This is a genomic window from Candidatus Accumulibacter sp. ACC012 (assembly GCF_907163155.1).
In the GTDB taxonomy this organism is placed as follows: domain Bacteria; phylum Pseudomonadota; class Gammaproteobacteria; order Burkholderiales; family Rhodocyclaceae; genus Accumulibacter; species Accumulibacter delftensis.
Map to the genome: position 1 here is coordinate 53,758 of NZ_CAJQUC010000018.1, position 17,702 is coordinate 71,459.

The 17,702-nt window shown below is 62.1% G+C and carries 18 protein-coding genes; 5 read left to right on the top strand and 13 right to left on the bottom strand.

The genetic code is table 11. The features are described from left to right. Positions 1–162: 162 nt before the first annotated feature. The 6 genes from QZ648_RS17395 to bamE form a co-directional block, all read right to left on the bottom strand. The gene (locus QZ648_RS17395) at positions 163–1,371 is read right to left on the bottom strand and encodes an MFS transporter (protein ID WP_169065250.1); all 1,209 of its coding nucleotides are present in this window, start codon (positions 1,369–1,371) and stop codon (positions 163–165) included. A 95-nt stretch (positions 1,372–1,466) separates the two neighbouring features. Next, positions 1,467–2,222, bottom strand: coding sequence for a cell division protein ZapD (gene zapD, locus QZ648_RS17400; protein WP_169065251.1), 756 nt, complete (start codon positions 2,220–2,222; stop codon positions 1,467–1,469). A 60-nt stretch (positions 2,223–2,282) separates the two neighbouring features. Next, positions 2,283–2,906 (bottom strand): dephospho-CoA kinase, encoded by a 624-nt coding sequence (gene coaE / locus QZ648_RS17405; protein ID WP_291997794.1) that lies wholly within the window; start codon positions 2,904–2,906, stop codon positions 2,283–2,285. Continuing rightward, a complete protein-coding gene (locus QZ648_RS17410; RefSeq protein WP_291997795.1) occupies positions 2,903–3,628 on the bottom strand; it encodes an SPOR domain-containing protein in 726 nt (241 codons plus the stop codon). Before QZ648_RS17410 ends, coaE begins: the two co-directional genes overlap by 4 nt. Positions 3,629–3,636: 8 nt before the next feature. Beyond that, positions 3,637–5,001 carry a TrpB-like pyridoxal phosphate-dependent enzyme gene (locus QZ648_RS17415; protein WP_169065254.1) on the bottom strand — a complete coding sequence of 455 codons (1,365 nt, stop codon included), beginning with the start codon at positions 4,999–5,001 and terminating at the stop codon, positions 3,637–3,639. A 100-nt stretch (positions 5,002–5,101) separates the two neighbouring features. Then, positions 5,102–5,590 carry an outer membrane protein assembly factor BamE gene (gene bamE / locus QZ648_RS17420; protein WP_169065255.1) on the bottom strand — a complete coding sequence of 163 codons (489 nt, stop codon included), beginning with the start codon at positions 5,588–5,590 and terminating at the stop codon, positions 5,102–5,104. A gap of 228 nt (positions 5,591–5,818) precedes the next feature. Between bamE and QZ648_RS17425 the strand changes: the two genes are divergently transcribed. After that, on the top strand, positions 5,819–7,105 hold the full coding sequence (locus tag QZ648_RS17425; RefSeq protein WP_291997796.1) for an MFS transporter: 1,287 nt from the start codon (positions 5,819–5,821) through the stop codon (positions 7,103–7,105). Here the strand turns inward: QZ648_RS17425 and QZ648_RS17430 are convergent. From QZ648_RS17430 to QZ648_RS17440, 3 genes are all read right to left on the bottom strand, one after another. Beyond that, positions 7,047–8,468 (bottom strand): multidrug effflux MFS transporter, encoded by a 1,422-nt coding sequence (locus QZ648_RS17430; RefSeq protein ID WP_291997797.1) that lies wholly within the window; start codon positions 8,466–8,468, stop codon positions 7,047–7,049. The genes QZ648_RS17425 and QZ648_RS17430 overlap by 59 nt on opposite strands. A 1-nt stretch (position 8,469) precedes the next feature. Beyond that, positions 8,470–9,969, bottom strand: coding sequence for a YifB family Mg chelatase-like AAA ATPase (locus QZ648_RS17435; protein WP_169065258.1), 1,500 nt, complete (start codon positions 9,967–9,969; stop codon positions 8,470–8,472). A gap of 92 nt (positions 9,970–10,061) precedes the next feature. After that, positions 10,062–10,307 (bottom strand): accessory factor UbiK family protein, encoded by a 246-nt coding sequence (locus QZ648_RS17440; protein ID WP_169065259.1) that lies wholly within the window; start codon positions 10,305–10,307, stop codon positions 10,062–10,064. 420 nt (positions 10,308–10,727) lie between these two features. Between QZ648_RS17440 and glnK the strand changes: the two genes are divergently transcribed. From glnK to QZ648_RS17460, 4 genes are all read left to right on the top strand, one after another. Then, complete coding sequence (gene glnK, locus QZ648_RS17445; protein WP_169065260.1) at positions 10,728–11,066, top strand: P-II family nitrogen regulator; 339 nt, start codon at positions 10,728–10,730, stop codon at positions 11,064–11,066. A gap of 10 nt (positions 11,067–11,076) precedes the next feature. Beyond that, positions 11,077–12,570: an ammonium transporter gene (amt, locus tag QZ648_RS17450; protein WP_291997798.1), complete on the top strand. Its 1,494-nt coding sequence runs from the start codon at positions 11,077–11,079 to the stop codon at positions 12,568–12,570. 227 nt (positions 12,571–12,797) lie between these two features. Further along, on the top strand, positions 12,798–13,238 hold the full coding sequence (locus tag QZ648_RS17455) for a bacteriohemerythrin (protein WP_291997799.1): 441 nt from the start codon (positions 12,798–12,800) through the stop codon (positions 13,236–13,238). 243 nt (positions 13,239–13,481) lie between these two features. After that, complete coding sequence (locus QZ648_RS17460) at positions 13,482–13,781, top strand: hypothetical protein (protein WP_248595206.1); 300 nt, start codon at positions 13,482–13,484, stop codon at positions 13,779–13,781. Here the strand turns inward: QZ648_RS17460 and QZ648_RS17465 are convergent. From QZ648_RS17465 to QZ648_RS17480, 4 genes are read right to left on the bottom strand one after another with little or no spacing between them, the layout of a single operon-like run. Next, positions 13,778–14,968: an O-succinylhomoserine sulfhydrylase gene (locus tag QZ648_RS17465; protein ID WP_291997800.1), complete on the bottom strand. Its 1,191-nt coding sequence runs from the start codon at positions 14,966–14,968 to the stop codon at positions 13,778–13,780. The genes QZ648_RS17460 and QZ648_RS17465 overlap by 4 nt on opposite strands. Before the next feature lie 20 nt (positions 14,969–14,988). Next, positions 14,989–16,515 carry an amidophosphoribosyltransferase gene (gene purF / locus QZ648_RS17470; protein ID WP_169065262.1) on the bottom strand — a complete coding sequence of 509 codons (1,527 nt, stop codon included), beginning with the start codon at positions 16,513–16,515 and terminating at the stop codon, positions 14,989–14,991. A 10-nt stretch (positions 16,516–16,525) separates the two neighbouring features. Further along, complete coding sequence (locus tag QZ648_RS17475) at positions 16,526–17,014, bottom strand: CvpA family protein (RefSeq protein WP_169065263.1); 489 nt, start codon at positions 17,012–17,014, stop codon at positions 16,526–16,528. After that, on the bottom strand, positions 17,011–17,694 hold the full coding sequence (locus QZ648_RS17480) for an SPOR domain-containing protein (protein WP_291997801.1): 684 nt from the start codon (positions 17,692–17,694) through the stop codon (positions 17,011–17,013). The genes QZ648_RS17475 and QZ648_RS17480 overlap by 4 nt, the downstream gene beginning before the upstream one ends. Positions 17,695–17,702 lie beyond the last annotated feature (8 nt).

Consider the following 17,702-nt stretch of genomic DNA (forward strand, 5'->3'; position numbering starts at 1 on the left):
GCGGCATCGGCCAAGCTGTCGAGCCGCTTCCGGGGACCGAGCATACGCGCTTGCAGCACTGGCCGGCGCGCTCGCGCCAAGCGGCCTACCGACAACGCTGCGACGCGCTGCAGCGCTGAAGTACTGCATGCCCGTCGCCGAGCGGCAAGCCGGTTTTCCTGATCAAACGGCCGGTCTGGGTAGCGCCGCTTCCCGGATCGGCAGGTTCAGCAGCGCCGCCACAGCCGCCAACGCAATGTCGGCGTACCACATCCATTCGTAGTCGCCGAACTGCGTCAGTGCCAGGCCGCCAAGATAGGCGCCAAAGAAGCCGCCGATCTGGTGCGAGAGCAGAGTCATGCCGAACAGCGTCCCCAGATAGCGCACGCCAAAGAGCTTGCCGACGATCGCCGCCGTTGGTGGCACCGTCGCCAGCCAGGTGAAACCCAGCCCCGCGGCGAAGAGGTAGAAAGTCAGATCAGTCTTCGGTGCCGCCAGGTAGACGGCGATCAGCGCCGCGCGCGAGGCGTACATCCAGAACAGAACGTATTTGCTCCGATAGCGACCAACCCAGGCACCCGCGTAGAGGCTGCCGAAGATATTCGTCAGTCCGATGATCGCCAGCGACCAACTGGCGACTGCCGACGGCAAGCCGCATAGGGCGACCTCGCCTGGCAAATGGGTCACCAGAAAAGCAATGTGGAAGCCGCAGCTGAAAAACCCGAGATTGAGCAGCTGGTAGCTGCCATCGCCGACGGCAGCACGCACGCTCTGCCACAGGCCCGCTTCACCGGCAGCGGGCGCTGGCCGCTCTTCAATTGGCCGCGACAGCACGCGCACCAGCGGCGTTGCCGCCAGAGTCATCAGCGCCAGCGACCACATCGCCCCCATCCAGCCAAGCGTCTGGATCAGGGCCTGCAGGATGGGCGCGAAGACAAACTGCCCGAACGATCCGCCAGCATTGATCACCCCGGAAGCAGCCGCACGCGCTGCGGGCGGCAGGCGCTGACTCGAGGCAGCGATGAGCACCGAGAAGCTGCCGGCACCGGAGCCAATCGCCGAGAACAGGCCGAGCGAAACGATCAAACCGGTGGTGCTGCTCATGAACGGCGTCATCGCACTGCCGGACGCAAGCAGCAGCAGTCCGCCAAGCAGCACCCGCCCCGGCCCGTAGCGGTCAGCAACCGCGCCGGCGATTGGCTGAATGGCGCCCCAGGTGAATTGCCCGACGGCCATCGCCAGGCTGATCGATACGACGCCAAGTCCGGTCGTGGAATTCAGCGGCGAGAGAAAAAGCCCGAGCGATTGCCGGGCGCCCATGCTCACCATCAGGATACCGGCAGCCGACAGCGTGATTGCCCACAAGGCGGGTTGATTGAGAGTGCGGAACATCGGTCGGCTTTCGGGCGGGCGGACAAGCGTCCGGAAGCAAGGGGAAAGCAAGCGATCCGGGGGCGGCCCGGCAGAACATACTCGCTAGTCGCCGCCTAGAGATTACAGAAGAGCATGTCGAATTCGACTTCACTATCCGACTGACGCGGTCGATGATCGCTGTCTGGATGAGTGAAGCGGATATTCAGGGCATACTTGTTGGCGCTGATCTCGGGGATATAAGGATCATCGAGTTTCAGAGAAATGCGTACCATCTGCGAACTGCTGCCGCCAAGCATCATCTGGAACGCACCATTGGCCGCCACGTGATGTTCGGCATGACCGCTCGCACGCAATAAGCGCAGGACGATGGCCAGGGCATCACGCAAGGGCAACATCGGTTGCAGCCAGCCCAGCAGTGCTTCACGCCGTGCGCCTGGCGCCTGATGCCGCCAGTAGTGGTATGACGGCAGGTCGAACTGGCAGACGCCCCCGGGAATACTGGCGCGACTCTTGATGCTCATCAGCCAGTCGTTGTCGCGCAAATGCTGGCCGATCTTGCCGGTCATGGCGAGCAGGGCTGCCGACGCCTGCTCGATCTCCTGAAGGGCAAGGTTAAGCGCTTCTTCAGAGATCTCGGGGTTGTTGCGATAAGCGAGCAGGCTCTGGCGCTGTCGTTCCAGTTCCTGAATCAAGTCCATTTTCAGATCGGCCCGCCCGGAGACATCGAGAATCTCGAACAGGGTCAGCAGCGCGACGTGGTGCTCGTGCGCCCCGTCACGCTGCATGAAGCGGCCGACCTTCTGGAATAAGTCCTCCAGACGCAACAGGGTGCGTATGCGTTCATTGAAAGGATATTCGTAGGTAATCACACTTCCGCCAGCGTCAGAAACGGGAATTTTCAATAATTCTGAAGCATTTGCAACAAAACCTCAACGTCCAGCATGAAGTTTGGCACTAGCCAGCGCCAGATAGCGCCGGTGCAGGCTGTCAATCTCTGGCAGCAAGGCGTCCAGTCCCCCCTCGTTGAGCAGCACATCGTCGGCCACCTCTCGCCGCTGCGCACGGGTCGCCTGCGTCGCCATGATCGCCTGCACTGCCGCGGCGCTAAGGCCGCTTCGCGCCGTCACCCGGGCAATCTGCAGAGCCTCGTCGCAATCGATGACCAGCACTCGATCGGCGCGCTGACGATAGCTCGCGGTTTCCACCAGCAAGGGCACGACCAACAGGACGTACGGTGCGTGCTCGGCAGCGGTGCAACAGGCGTCGCTGCGTAGCCGAATCAGCGGATGCAGGATCTCTTCGAGCTTCGTCCTGGCCAGTGGATCAGCGAAGGCCAGGCGACGCATCGCGGCCCGATCGAGACCGCCGTCGGGACGCAAAACGGTGTCGCCGAAAGCGGCGCGAATGGCGGCCATGGCCGCACCCTGCGGGCCGCTCAGTTCATGGGCAATGGCGTCAGTATCGACGAGTACCGCGCCACGCGCGGCGAAAAGCTCAGCGACCGTACTCTTGCCACTGCCGATGCCGCCGGTCAGACCTACCACAAAGCTCATGGCATCACCTCAACCGACGCCGAACAAGGGGCCGCCACGGCCTTCGGCAGCAGCGCCACAATCGCCTCACGCAGCGCGCCCATATCCGCCTCCGGGCCAAGGATTTCGAGCGTACTGAATGTCGGCTCGCTCCTGCGCTCGCCAATTTTAGCCGAGCGTACCCCCTTGGCGCGTAGCGCTTCGAGCCGCACCCTGGCGGCCTCCTCGCCGCGATAGGTTCCCAGGGAAATAGCCAGCGGGCGGGAGCCACTGCTCGGCACAATGAAATAATCCTTTACGCCGAGCTCTTGCAACTCGGCCACTTTCCTAACCGCTTCCTCCCTGTTGACAAGCGGTGGGATGAAGACCCAATAGCCAGTGATCTCGCCAACGCTACGACGTTTCCCCTTGAACGCTGAAAATCGTTCCGACAGCAGGTGCTCGACCTGATCGGCATCGCTAGCGGCCAGCTTGCTCCATAGCTGGCAGCTCTCAACGGGCGGCTTCTTGTCGCTCTCGCTGTCGACCACTTTTTCGACCACTCTTTCGACCACTTTCTCAGCTTCCGTTTTCTTCTTCGCGGTCGGAGGTGGCTCGCCACGCGAAACGATACGCACACGCTCTGGCAGCAGTTGCTGTGCAAGGCGCCTCGCATCAGGGTTGACCGACGCACCCAGGTAACCCTGCGTCCATACGAACAACAGCAGGTTGACGAGCAGCAGCAGGAAAACGGTGATTCGCATCGAGGCGCTTATCCGACCTTGGGCAAGTGTTCGAGTGAAGCCCGGATGGCTTCAGCGGGGTAATCGAAATCATCGAGCTCAGCGGCGAAATAGCGGTCGTAAGCAGCCATGTCGAAGTGCCCGTGGCCGGTGAGATTGACAAAGATCGTTGTCGCTTCGCCGGTCAGTTTACAGCGCAAAGCCTCGTCGATCGCCGCTCGCAGCGCGTGATTCGACTCCGGGGCGGGAATGATCCCCTCGGCGCGAGCAAACATCACGCCGGCTTCAAAGGTGGCGAGCTGCGAGACCGCAACTGCCTCGATCAAGCCTTCGTGATAGAGCTGCGAAACCAGCGGCGAATCACCATGGTAACGCAATCCGCCGGCATGGATTCCTGGGGGCATGAAGTCATGCCCGAGGGTGTACATTTTCATCAACGGCGTGAAGCCGGAGGCATCGCCAAAGTCGTAGGCGTAGGCACCGCGCGTCAAGCTCGGGCAGGAAGTCGGCTCGACGGCCACCAGCCGTGTCGGGCGACCGTTTCGGCCACCGGCGGCGTTGTCGGCGATGAACGGAAAGGCGACGCCGGCAAACGATGATCCGCCCCCACAAGGCGCAAAAATGACGTCCGGCCAATCACCGACCTTAGCGAACTGCTTCTTGGCTTCCTGACCGATGATCGTCTGATGAAGCGCCACGTGATTGAGGACCGAGCCGAGCGCATAACTGGTATCCGCGCGCCCAGCCGCCTCTTCGACGGCCTCGGAAATGGCAATTCCGAGCGAACCCTGGCTGTCGGGATCTCTGGCCAGCAGATCGCGCCCGCTCTGCGTCATCGGCGAAGGGCTGGCAAACACCTCGGCGCCCCAGGTCTGCATCATCGAACGCCGGAAGGGTTTTTGCTGGTAGCTGATCTTGACCATGTAGACCCGCACGTCAAGGCCAAACATCTGGCCGGCGAAGGCCATCGAGCAACCCCATTGGCCGGCACCGGTCTCGGTGGTGATCCGTTTGATGCCTGCCTGCTGGTTGTAGAAGGCCTGCGGTACGGCGGTATTGGGCTTGTGCGAACCGGCCGGGGAAACCCCCTCGTACTTGTAGTAAATCCGGGCCGGTGTGCCGAGTACTTCTTCGAGTCGACGAGCGCGAATCAAGGGCGACGGACGCCACAGGCGGTAAATTTCGCGGACCGGCTCGGGAATCGGAATCCAGCGCTCGCTCGACATTTCCTGCTCGATGATCGCCGCCGGAAAGATCGCCCCCATCTGCTCCGGTGAAACCGGCTGGCCGTCCGCGGCAAGCGGCGGCAGCGGCGGTGTCGGCAGGTCGGCGACCACGTTATACCAGTGCGTCGGAATTTCGGACTGATCGAGAGTAATGTGCAGCGCGTCCACGAAACTTCCCCTTATTTTTCTTGTTCAGCGAATCCGCGAAGTATACCCCGGGATACCCTGGCCATCCGCTTCAGCGACGGGCGTGGACACAAGCGCGGCGTCAAGGGCCGGGCGTGAAGTTGGTACTGGTCCTGGTAACCACTCCATCATTGTTGAAATGGACGTTGAAATACCAGGTCATTCCCCCTTCGACCTTGGTTTTCCAGTCCCATACTTTTTCTTGTTTGAGTGAAAAATAGAGCTCGTGCGCCGGTCGGCCGAGCAGGTAACGCACCTCGTCGCTGCTCATGCCCGGCCGGACCTTGGCGAAGTTCTCCTCGGTCAGCACCTGCCGCACTTCGCGCAAGACCTTGTCCGGACCGATGACCAGCATGTAGTTGACGATGCCCTGGGGCGTACGCGGATACTCCCAGACCCGCGCACCGTCGGTTTCCACCCACTCCAGGCTTGGCTCGCCCATCAGTTGGCGCACTTCATCGGCGCTGGTGATGCCGGGCTTGAGCTTGCTCAGCTTGTCGGCGTCGCATGCCGAGAACGCAAGAGCGACCAGTCCGGAAAGAAAAACACCTAGCAAGCGTCTGATCGACATGTTTTACCGCGCTCCACTCACTGCGGCTAGAATCGGTGCCACGAAGCCACGAGTATAGACGACACCAGTGCATGGAAGACTGTTGAGCCCGAGCGAAGCCGCGAGTAAGCAAGCCACTGCACCGCAGCCGCCCCCGCCGGGCTGGCCCTGGGCCCGGCTGGGAAGCGGGCGGCAGCCTCGCTCGGCCTGCGCCGGCGCCCGCGCCGTGAGCCGTCGCCAGGAGCGACCTTGAACACCGCCCCGCGTGGCTACCCACCCGCCTCCCTCGCCTGGAGTGTCTGGGGGCTGGGCGCTCTGCTCTATCTGATCGGTTTCTACCAGCGCGTCGCGCCGGCGGTAATGACCGACCAGCTGATGATCGACTTCTCGATCGGGGCCACCGAACTTGGCAATCTCTCGGCCTTCTATTTCTACTCCTATGTGGTGATGCAGATCCCGACCGGGATCATCGCTGATCGTTGGGGACCGCGCCGTCTGCTGACCGCGGGCGCGCTGGTCGCGGCCATCGGCAGCGCGCTGTTCGCCAGCGCCCCTGATCTGTGGTGGGCAAATAGTGGACGTCTGCTGATCGGCGCCTCGGTCGCCGTCGCCTTCGTCTCGATGCTCAAGCTCGCCAGCCACTGGTTTGCACCGCAGCAATTTGCCCTTGCCTCCGGACTGGCTCTGGTTTTTGGCGTCGTCGGCGGGGTGATCGCCGGCGTCCCTCTGCGCATGCTGATCGAAGCCTGGGGCTGGCGCTCGGTGATGGGTGTCACGGCAGCGCTGACCGCGCTGCTGGCAGTCGCCATCTGGCTGCGCGTGCGCGACGACCCCGTCGACTGCGCTTTTGACAGCCATGCGCATTCCGCGCACGGCAGCGGGCACCGCGGCTCGATCCTGCGCGGCATGGCCGAAGTCCTCTCCTACCGCAACACCTGGATTCTGCTGGTCACCCCGATCGGCATTGCCGGATCGGTACTTACCTTTGCCGGCCTGTGGGGTGTGCCCTATCTGCGCCAGGTGCACGGCCTCGACACCCACAGCGCCGCAGCGATCACCTCGCTCCTGTTGATCGCCTGGGCGGTCGGCGGACCCGTCCTCGGTACCCTCTCCCAACGCATGGGCCGCCGGCGACCGCTCTATGTCTGGACCACCGCCGCGGCGCTCACCGGCTGGCTGGTGGTCATTTTCGCGCCGCTACCAATCTGGTTGCTGATCGTCACCTTGCTGTTCACCGGCCTGGTCTCTGGCAACCTGATCATCGGCTTCGCTTTCGCCAAGGAATCGGTGCCGGCCCGCCTGATGGGCACCGCTTCGGGAATCTGCAACATGGGACCACTACTCGGCGGCATGTTGCTGCAACCGGCCGTCGGCTGGGTACTCGACGACAACTGGCTGGGTGCCACGGCAGCTGGCGTCCGCCTTTACGACGCCACCGCTTATCAGGCCGGATTCAGCCTGATGGCCGGCTGCCTGGTCATTTCACTCTGCCTGATCCCGTTTGCCAAGGAAACCGCTTGCCAACAGAGCAAATAAGGCGATTGCCGGAAAAGAACGTACCCGATTGCGCCGGATTTTCGGTCGTCTTCAAGGCGCGACAACAGGCGCATAGTCGAACTATGTAACTGTTGTCGCAACACCGAAGACGGGCGAAAAGACAAGCAAGATGGTAGGTTGTTTTATAGAAATCGCCTAAGGCCTCGCCGATGCTTGGCCAATAATGGGTGGCAGTGGCCGCAGCGCCGAGCAAGCTCAGGCCCGCCATGCCGAGCGCCAGGCTCAGCGTCGATTCGCACAGCACAGGCACAATCAGCGCGGCAGCGAGCACATTGACCGCGGCCTGCACGAATGCCTGGCAGGAGGCGGCAAGGCCGCGCTGGTCCGGAAACATGTCCAAGGCGAGCAGGGTCAGGCTGGGGATTTGCAATGACATGCCAAGGGTGAAAATGAACAGCGGCAAAACACTCCACGGCAGCGCCACTACGCTGCCCAGATTCAAGCCCAGGTTAAGGGTCGCCGCAACCCCCATTATCAGGTAGCCGGCGATAATCGTCCGGGCGCGAGAACAGCGCTTGGCGAGCGCGCGGGACAAGCACGCGCCAAGCACCAGACCGCCCATCGCCGGCCCGAAAAGCCACAGGAAACCGGTCTCCGAAACCCCCAGGTGGCGGACCAGGAAAACCGGTGCCGACAACACGTAGATGAAGAAAGCGGCGAAGTTGAAGGCCAGCGCGCCGCAGATCAGCAGAAAGGATGGTGAGCCGAGCACGCCACAGTAGGCCTTTGCCAGATAGTCGACGTGCAGCGACTGGCGCCGGTGCACGGGCAGCGTTTCCGGGAGGAACTTCCAGCAGGCCAGCCATAGGGCAACGCTAAGCAAGACCAGCAGCGCAAACACCGCACGCCAGCCAAACCAGGTTTGTAGCCAACCGCCGAGCACCGGTGCGATCACCGACGCCGCCGCAAACATGATCATGATCTGCGCAATCAGTCGCTGCGCGCGCGCGCCGTGGTAGAGATCCCCCACGATCGCCCGACTGACGACCATGCCGACACCAGCGGTCATCCCCTGCACGACGCGCAGCAGCCACAGCTGTTCAATGCGTGTGGCGAAAATGCAGCCCAGCGAGGCCAGCGCAAAAAGTGCCACAGCCACAAGAATTACCCGGCGACGGCCGTGCGCATCAGAGATCGGGCCATGCCACAGGGTCATTAGTGCAAAGGGCAGCAAGAAAGCCACCAGGGTCTGCTGGACTTCCTGCGGCGTCGCCAGCAGCGACCGGGAAATGTCCCCGAACGACGGCAGGTAGGTGTCGATCGAGAAGGGACCAAGCGTGGCCAGAGCGGCCAGGACCGATCCGATGCCGCGTTGAGCGGGCAAAGTTTCAGAATCAAGCACGTCAATCTTTCGCTATCCGGCGGTACTGCACGGCCTCAGCAACATGCTGCGCCTCGATCGTACCAACAGCTGTTATATCGGCAATTGTGCGGGCCAGCTTTAGTACACGATGGTAAGCGCGAGCAGAAAGGTCAAAGTGCCTGATGGCGTGTTCCAGCAGGCCGGCAGCGGCCGCTTCGAGCGGGCAAAACTGGTCGATTTCCCGGGTCGTCAAATGTGCGTTGGCTTTCCCCTGGCGCTTTATCTGCACCTCCCGCGCCAGCGCGACGCGGCCACGAACGACCGCCGACGCTTCGCCATCCGCCGGTTTTTGCAGCGCTTCGGCCGGCAAGGCGGGAACTTCGATCTGCAGATCGATGCGGTCGAGCAGCGGACCAGAGAGCCGACTCCGATAACGCCGCACTTGCTCGGCGGTGCAGCGGCAGCGGCCAGTTGAGTCGCCATGATAGCCGCAGGGGCAGGGATTCATCGCCGCGACCAACTGAAACTGGGCCGGAAACTCGGCCTGGCGGGCGGCGCGCGAAATATGGATGCGACCGCTGTCGAGGGGCTCGCGCAGCGCCTCGAGCACTCGCCGATCGAACTCGGGAATCTCGTCGAGGAACAGGACCCCGTGATGCGCCAGCGAGATTTCACCGGGACGAGGCACGCTGCCGCCACCGACCAGCGCTGCCGACGACGCCGTGTGGTGCGGCGCCCGGTAGGGGTAGCGGCGGAAAAACTCGGGGCGAAACTGCCCGGCCAAGGACAGCACTGCCGCTGACTCGAGCGCGGCGGCCAGGGTCATTGGTGGCAGCAAGCCCGGCAAACGGCTGGCGAGCATCGATTTGCCAGTACCCGGCGGGCCGGCAAGCAAAATCGAATGCGCACCAGCGGCAGCAATTTCGAGCGCGCGTTTAGCCTGTGCCTGCCCGCGCACGTCAGCCAGATCGGGATAGTCGCTGCCGACAGCGATGCTTTCGTCTGCCGGCAGACATTCGGCCAGGACCCCCTGCCCCGTCAGGTGGGCACAAACCTCAAGCAAGGTATTGGCGGCGAGCACCCGCACCTGGCCGGCCAGCGCAGCCTCACGCGCACTGCTCGTTGGCAGGACAAAGCTTCGCCCCTGACCACCGGCGGCGAGGACCATCGCCAAAGCGCCACGGATCGGCCGCAGTTCGCCCGAGAGCGACAGTTCGCCCGCGAATTCATGGTCGGCCAGCGCGGCGTCGGGAATCTGGCCTGAAGCCGCCAGGATACCGAGCGCAATCGGCAAGTCGAAACGGCCCGACTCCTTGGGCAGATCGGCCGGCGCGAGGTTGACCGTGATCCGTTTGCTGGGAAAAGCAAAGCCCGAGTTCTGCAGCGCAGCCCTGACCCGATCGCGCGCTTCCTTGACCTCGGTATCCGGCAAGCCAACCAGCGTGACGCTCGGCAGACCACCCGCGAGATGCACCTCGACGGCGACCTCCGGGGCAGAAAGTCCGTCCAGTCCGCGGCTATGAACAATGGCAAGCGACATCGGGGTTGATGGTCAATGCACAGGCCAGGGGCTGGAAGGGGGCGGCCAGCAAGCGGGAAAAGCGTTCTGGCCTCGGCGCCGAAGCCCCCTGCTCAGGCCGACGGGTCGGGTGGGCTTTCCAGCTGCTCCAGGCGCAGTTCGAGGGCCTTCAATTTTTCCCGGGTGCGTTGTAGAACCTGGGTCTGGATATCGAACTCCTCGCGGCTGACCAGATCGAGTTTGCTGAAGAAACTGGCGAGCAGCGCACGTGCGTTCTTGTCGATATCCGCAGCAGGGCTGGCAGCGATGAGGCCGCCCAGTCGAGCGCCAAGTTCTTCGAGAATTCTGGGGTCGAGCATGTGAATCACCGACGGGTTCTGGTTTCTGAGTGCGTCGAGTTTAGCACAGGCACGGCGCGCAAGCAGGCGCGCACCAGACTGGTGCATGCGCCTATAGGCGCTGCTCTATGGCAGTGCAACAAGCAGCCGTCTGCGCCGCACAGATTGCGCAGAGCACTGATTACTCAAGCAAAACAAACCTGGCACGAAACCTGCTAATAACTGGGTAGCAATTCTTTTCTTTCGTCGTTCGCTTTGTTGGAGGGCTCACGCATGAAAAATAGTGCTCTTGCCGCGCCGTTCACCGCCGCACTGTGGCCGCCACGCAGACCACAGGCCCTTCCTCAACGGAAGACGCCGCACAGCCTTTGAAGCGTAGCGTCTGGACAATTTTTTGGTTCAATCGGAGAGGCTTCGCCCTCACCTGACATGGAGTGCAACATGAAACTGGTTACTGCCATCATCAAGCCGTTCAAGCTTGACGAAGTACGAGAAGCGCTGTCGGCGATCGGCGTGCAAGGGATCACGGTCACCGAAGTCAAAGGCTTCGGACGTCAGAAAGGGCACACCGAGTTGTACCGCGGTGCCGAGTACGTCGTCGATTTTCTCCCGAAAGTAAAAATCGAAGCGGCGATCCGCGACGACATCCTCGAGCAGGTGATCGAGGCCATCGAAAAGTCGGCGAGCACCGGCAAGATCGGCGACGGCAAGATCTTCGTCACCACCGTTGAAGAAGTCATTCGCATCCGCACCGGTGAAACCGGTGAGGAAGCCCTCTGAGGAGCCTGCCATGAAGCACCTTTTTACCATTCTCGCCCTGGTCGGAGCCGTCGCTATCGGCGCCCCGGCATGGGCTGACGAGACGCCGGCCGGGGTCAGCGCGGTGAGCCACGCGATGACCTTGGCGCAGGCTCCGGCAGCGGCTGCAGAAGTCGCAGCCACCGCCAGCGCCGTCGCTGCAGTCGAAGCAGCGCCGCAGCTCAGCAAGGCCGACAACGGCTGGATCATGGTCTGCGCCGCGCTGGTCATCCTGATGTCGCTGCCCGGGCTGGCCCTCTTCTATGGGGGGCTGGTGCGCACCAAGAACATGCTCTCGGTGCTGATGCAGGTCTTTGTGACCTTCTCGCTGATCAGCGTGCTGTGGGTGGTCTATGGTTACTCGCTGGCGTTCACTGAAGGTGGCAGTTTCTTCGGGGTGCTCGATAAGGCCTTCCTGAAAGGAATTACCGCCGACTCGCTTGGCGCCACCTTCTCCAAGGGCGTGTTCATCTCCGAGCTGACCTTTGTCATCTTCCAGGGCGCTTTCGCAGCGATCACCTGCTGCCTGATCGTCGGCGCTTTCGCCGAACGCGCAAAGTTTGCCGCAATCCTGGTGTTCATGATCATCTGGTTCACGCTCTCCTACGCCCCCATGGCGCACATGGTGTGGTACTGGGCGGGTCCGGATGCCTATATCGACGCCGCTGCCGGCGAAGCCGCCGGCAAGACCGCCGGCTTCCTGTTCCAGAAAGGCGCTCTCGACTTTGCCGGCGGCACCGTGGTGCACATCAACGCCGCTATCGCCGGACTGGTCGGCGCCTTCATGATCGGCAAGCGGATTGGTTACGGCCGCGAATCGATGGCGCCGCACAGCCTGACCTTCACCATGATCGGTGCCTCGCTGCTGTGGTTTGGCTGGTTCGGATTCAACGCCGGCTCGGCACTGGAGGCCAGCGGTGGCTCGGCTCTGGCGATGGTCAATACCTGGTTGGCAACGGCTTGTGCAACACTCTCCTGGATGCTCGCCGAATGGATGATCAAGGGAAAACCTTCGATGCTTGGCGCCGCTTCCGGAGCAGTTGCCGGGCTGGTGGCCATCACCCCGGCAGCAGGTTTCGTCGGAGTAATGGGCGCCATCGCCATTGGCCTGCTGGCCGGCGTGGTCTGCCTGTGGGGCGTCAATGGTTTGAAGCATATTCTCGGCGCCGATGATTCCCTCGACGTTTTCGGCGTCCATGGTGTCGGCGGCATCCTCGGTGCCATCCTGACCGGCGTCTTCGCCTCGCCCTCGCTTGGCGGCACCGGCGTCTATGACTATGTCGCCAACGCCGTCGGCGAGTACGACATGACCGCGCAGGTGATCAGCCAGTTGTGGGGCGTGGGCACGGTAATCGTCTGGTCGGGCATCGTGTCGGTCGTGGCCTTCAAAGTGGTCGACCTGGTGATCGGTTTGCGCGTACCGGAAGACGAGGAACGCGAAGGCCTTGACATCACCGCACACGGCGAGTCGGCCTACCACTACTGAACCCTTCGGCCTTAATGAACTCTCCCCTTCGGGCGCCCACGTGGCGCCCGCTTTTTTTTGGGGGGGGTGGATAGAGGACAATCAGCTGGCGACCGGGAACGAGTCGCCAGTGTGTCCCAGCAGGAGACCCTCGATTCCTGACGCAGGATCACGTACTCTAAGCAGTCGTGCAGCACCTTCACGCACTGCCCCCGGCCGAGCCCGGGATCACTTGAGCGGGAGAAACAATGGCTTTTCTGAGCTGGCGAGACCAGTATCGCGTCGGGGTTGAGCACATCGACCAGGAGCATCGCTTTCTTTTCGATCTCATCAACGAGTTCCATAACGAGTACCGTGGCGGCGCCGATCGCAGGGCGATGGAACAGGTCTTCAACCGTCTGGTTCAATACTCGGAAGAACATTTTCGCCACGAGGAGGAGACCATGCTGGAAAGCGAGTATCCGCTTCATGCCGAACATTGCGCGCTGCACGAGGCACTCTATATGACGCTTTTTCGTCTCTCCGAAGAACTGGCCGCCGGCTCGTTGCGGATCGACATGGACACGCATCGCTTCCTTCGCGCGTGGTTGGTCGAACATATCCTCAAGCATGACCTGGCGTTTAGCGACTACTTGGCGCAAAGGACGAAAGCGATGCTGGCCAGCAAACAGGACAGTCCTCCGGCGTAGAGCCCGGCGACGAGCGCAGCAGACTGAGCCGGCCCTTCACCGCTACGCTGGCGCACGACCAGCGCCAGCGCAACCGCCTGCTTCTACCGTAGCCAGGCATTTCTCGGCGCGGTTTACTCCTTGAACCGGAGCGCCGTCTGTGCGACATTCGCGGTCTAGTGCACGTCTATTCGATCCGCTGACATACCGTCTGAACCGCGTCGAAACAAGCACGATCAAGCACAGCAGGAACAGGGAGAGACCATGAAATACGTGATTTGGGTGTTCTGGCCGGCGTTTATCGCCGCCGGAATCGCCGAAACGATCTTCTTTACGATGATCGATCCAGAGCAGTTATACCTTTTCGGACAGCGTGTCGAATGGTCGTTAACCGCGACCTACTCGACGGGTTTTCTGCTCTTCTGGCTGGTGTGCATTGGCTCGAGTCTGATGACCTATCTGATGATGCCCAGAGACGCCAAGGAAGCGCTGATGAAGGCCGCCGGTGAGCGTGAGGATCTCGCCCGACCGAAGCGCCGGGAACCTGGCAGCGTCGGCCGCTAGATCGACGCCAAACCGCTTTCGAGGTCGTTCTGCAGGTCGACGACGGCTTCGAGACCGACGGCAATGCGCAGCAGATCCTCGCTGACGCCCGCCGCAGCACGCTGCTCCGGTGTGAGACGACCGTGTGTCGTTGAGGCGGGATGAGTGAGCGTCGTTTTGGTATCGCCGAGATTGGCGGTAATCGACAGCAAACGACAGCTATCGACCACCTTCCAGGCTTCCTGACGCGCCCCCTTGACGGTGAAGGAAACGATCGCCCCACCGCTTTTCTGCTGCCGACAAGCCAGGTCGAACTGCGGATGCGAAGGCAGGCCAGGATAGTAGACACGCGCCACCCGGGGGTGCTGCTCTAGCCACTGCGCGAGTTGCAGCGCCTTCGCCGACTGTGCGTGCATGCGAATCTGTAGCGTCTCCATGCCTTTCAGAAGTACCCAGGCGTTGAACGCGGAGAGCGTCGGGCCAGCGGTGCGCAGAAACCTGAACACCTCGTCGGTCAGTCTTTTCGGCCCGGCGACGGCGCCACCGAGTACCCGGCCCTGGCCGTCGAGGTATTTGGTCGCCGAATGCAGCACCAGATCGGCACCGAGATCGAGCGGCCGCTGCAGAATCGGTGTGCAGAAGCAATTATCGACGACCACCAGAATGCCGCGCGCGTGCGCGATGGCGACCAGCGCGGCGATATCGGCGATGGCGGTCAGCGGATTCGACGGCGTTTCGAGAAACAGGAGCCTGGTTTCTGGCCGCAGCGCTGCTTCCCAGGCCGCGATATCGGTCTGCGAGACAAAGCTGGTCTGAATCCCGAAGCGTGGCATGAGAGTGCCGAGCATCTGTTGCGTCGCGCCAAACAAGCCCGTCGAAGCGACGATATGGTCGCCGCTGCTGCACAGCGCCATCACCAGCGAGAGAATTGCCGACATTCCCGATGCCGTGGCCACACAAGCCTCGGCGCCTTCGAGCGCCGCGAGACGGTCCTGAAATGCCGTCACCGTCGGATTCGTAAAACGCGAGTAGACGTTCCCTTCTTCCTCACCCGAAAAGCGAGCGGCTGCCTGAGCGGCGCTGTCGAAGACAAAACTCGAGGTCAGATACAGCGCCTCGCTATGCTCGTTGAACTGGCTGCGTTCCTGACCGGCGCGCACCGCCAGCGTCTCCAGGGAATAGCTGCGAGGGGCGTCGATTGTTTCCATTGCTTGCATTGCCTTTATCTTCAATCTACTGACATCAGGTTCAACTGCAATTGATTCGACGACCAGCGCTCGTCCCGCGCTGGCGCGCCGTCACCTTCGCGCGCCAGTTCGATGGCATTCAGATACGCCGGGCTGACGTCGCCGGTAATATAGACGCCATCAAAGCACGAGGTGTCAAAGTTGCACAGCGAAGGCTTCAATTCTCGAATCGACGCCTTCAGCGCGTCGAGATCCTGGTACACCAGCGCGTCGGCACCAATTTCACGGGCGATTTCCTCGCCGCTGCGACCGGTGGCGATCAACTCGCTGCGCGTCGGCATGTCGATTCCATAAACGTTCGGATAGCGCACCGGCGGCGAAGCAGAGGCAAAGTAGACCTTCAGTGCACCCGCGGCGCGCGCCATTTCGACGATCTCGCGGCTGGTTGTGCCGCGCACGATCGAATCGTCGACCAGGAGCACGCGCTTGCCCTTGAACTCCTGGGCAACGGTATTGAGTTTCTGGCGAACCGAGCGTTTGCGTGTTGCCTGACCCGGCATGATAAAGGTGCGACCAATGTAGCGGTTCTTGACGAAACCCTCGCGATAGGGGACGTCGATGCGCTGCGCAAGCTGCATCGCCGACGGGCGACTGGAGTCGGGAATCGGGATGACCACGTCGATTTCTTCGACCGGAATATGCTTCACCAGCTTGTCGGCCAGATGCTCGCCCATATGCAGCCGCGCTTCATAGACCGAGACGCCGTCAATCACCGAGTCCGGGCGTGCCAGATAGACGAACTCGAAAATACACGGCGCAAGCACTGAATTGGGCGCGCATTGACGCTGGTGGATGCGGTGTTCGAGGTCGATGAAAATGGCCTCGCCCGGCTCGACGTCGCGTAGCACTTTGAATCCCAGGGTGTCGAGCGCCACCGACTCGGAAGCAAACAGATACTCGGTGCCCGCGGGCGTCTCGTTGCTGCCGAAGATCAGTGGACGAATGCCAAAGGGGTCACGGAAAGCGAGCATGCCATAACCGGCGATCATCGCCACCACGGCATAGGCTCCTCGGCAGCGACGATGAACCGCCGACACCGCTCCAAAAATGGTATCGAGATCCAGACGATAGCCCTTGGCAGTGGCCTGGAGTTCGTGCGCCAGTGCGTTGAGCAGCACTTCCGAATCGGAATGGGTATTGATGTGCCGCAGGTCCTGGCGGAACATCTCCTTCTTGAGTTCTTCGGTGTTGGTCAGGTTGCCGTTGTGCCCGAGAACAATCCCGAATGGCGAGTTAACGTAAAAAGGCTGTGACAGCGAGGAATCGAACGCCGAACCTGCGGTCGGGTAGCGGCAGTGAGCGATTCCCATGTTGCCCGGTAGCGCGCGCATGTTGCGCGTGCGAAAGACGTCGCGCACCAGCCCGGAGCCCTTGTGCATGTGGAAGGCATCATCCTCGACTGTCGCCATGCCGGCCGCGTCCTGGCCGCGATGCTGCAGGACCATCAAACCATCATAAAGCAACTGGTTTACCGGTGTGGTGGCGACAACTCCGAGAATCCCGCACATAGTGTTTTTCCTAGCCGAACCTGATTCGTTTAGTCACTTCTGATGGCAACCATGGCTTGCTGGCCAGGACTGCCGTTTCGAGCGGCGCCGAAAAATACGCCTCACTCCACCACTTCTCGCTGGGTAGCGACGTCATGCCGCCAACGGCCACCAGGACCAGGACGATCACCAGACCCCGGGCAGCACCGAAAATGATTCCCAGCAGGCGATCGGTCAAGGTCATCCCCAGCGCCTTGAGCAGGCTACGCACGGCCAGGCGCAGCAGTGCCATTACCACCAGCACGGCGACGAAGATGGTCACCCAGCCGGCGACCAGTCGCAGCGCCGGATCGGCAATCGACGTAAAGCCCGCGGCGACCAGAGAGCCCCACCAGCGCGCGGCAAAAAAGGCGAGCACCCACGCCACCAGGGCGATGATCTCGCCAACGACGCCACGCCACATACCGATTACCAGGGAAACAGCAACGACAAACAGCACGACATAGTCGAAAACGGTCATGAGCGGCCGGCGACGACTCCGCCAACACCGATCGTTTTCAACTTCTCGAGGGCTTTCTCAGCGGCCTCGCGGTTGGGAAAGGGGCCGGCACGCACACGCGTTCTTTTCCCGGCCGGCGAATTGAGGATTTCAGTATAGTTGGCGACGCCAATGCGGTTGATGCTGGCAACCAGCTTCTTGACGTTCTCAGGATCGGCGAATGCGCCGACCATAATGACGAACTGCCCATCTGACGCCACCGGTGCGGGTGGTGGCGGCGGCGGCAAGGGTTGCGGCTTCTTGACGATGGGAGGAGCAGGCGGCGCTACCGGGATCTCGGTTTTTTTCGGCGGCGACTTCTCGACAGGCTTGGCCGCTTTCGCTTTGGCGCTCTCTTCTACCGCCTTCGCGATCGGCTCTTCTGCCGCTGCCGCCTCATCTGGCAGCGCGGCGTCGTGCTCTGCGCCAGCTGCGGCCACGGCAGCCGACGGCGACGCGCGGGCGGCCAGTTCGGCTGGATCGAACAGCTTTTGGTCCTGACCCGGGATGCGGATCTGGATGTCCTGCACCACTTGCTTCGGCTCTTCGTCCATGACCATCGGCAGGACCACCGCGGCCAGTCCGGCAATCGCCACCGCGCCAACCAGGCGGCGACGTGCCTTCTTCTTGAGGTGTAACTGTGGGTCGGTTGATTCAGTCATCTGCATCG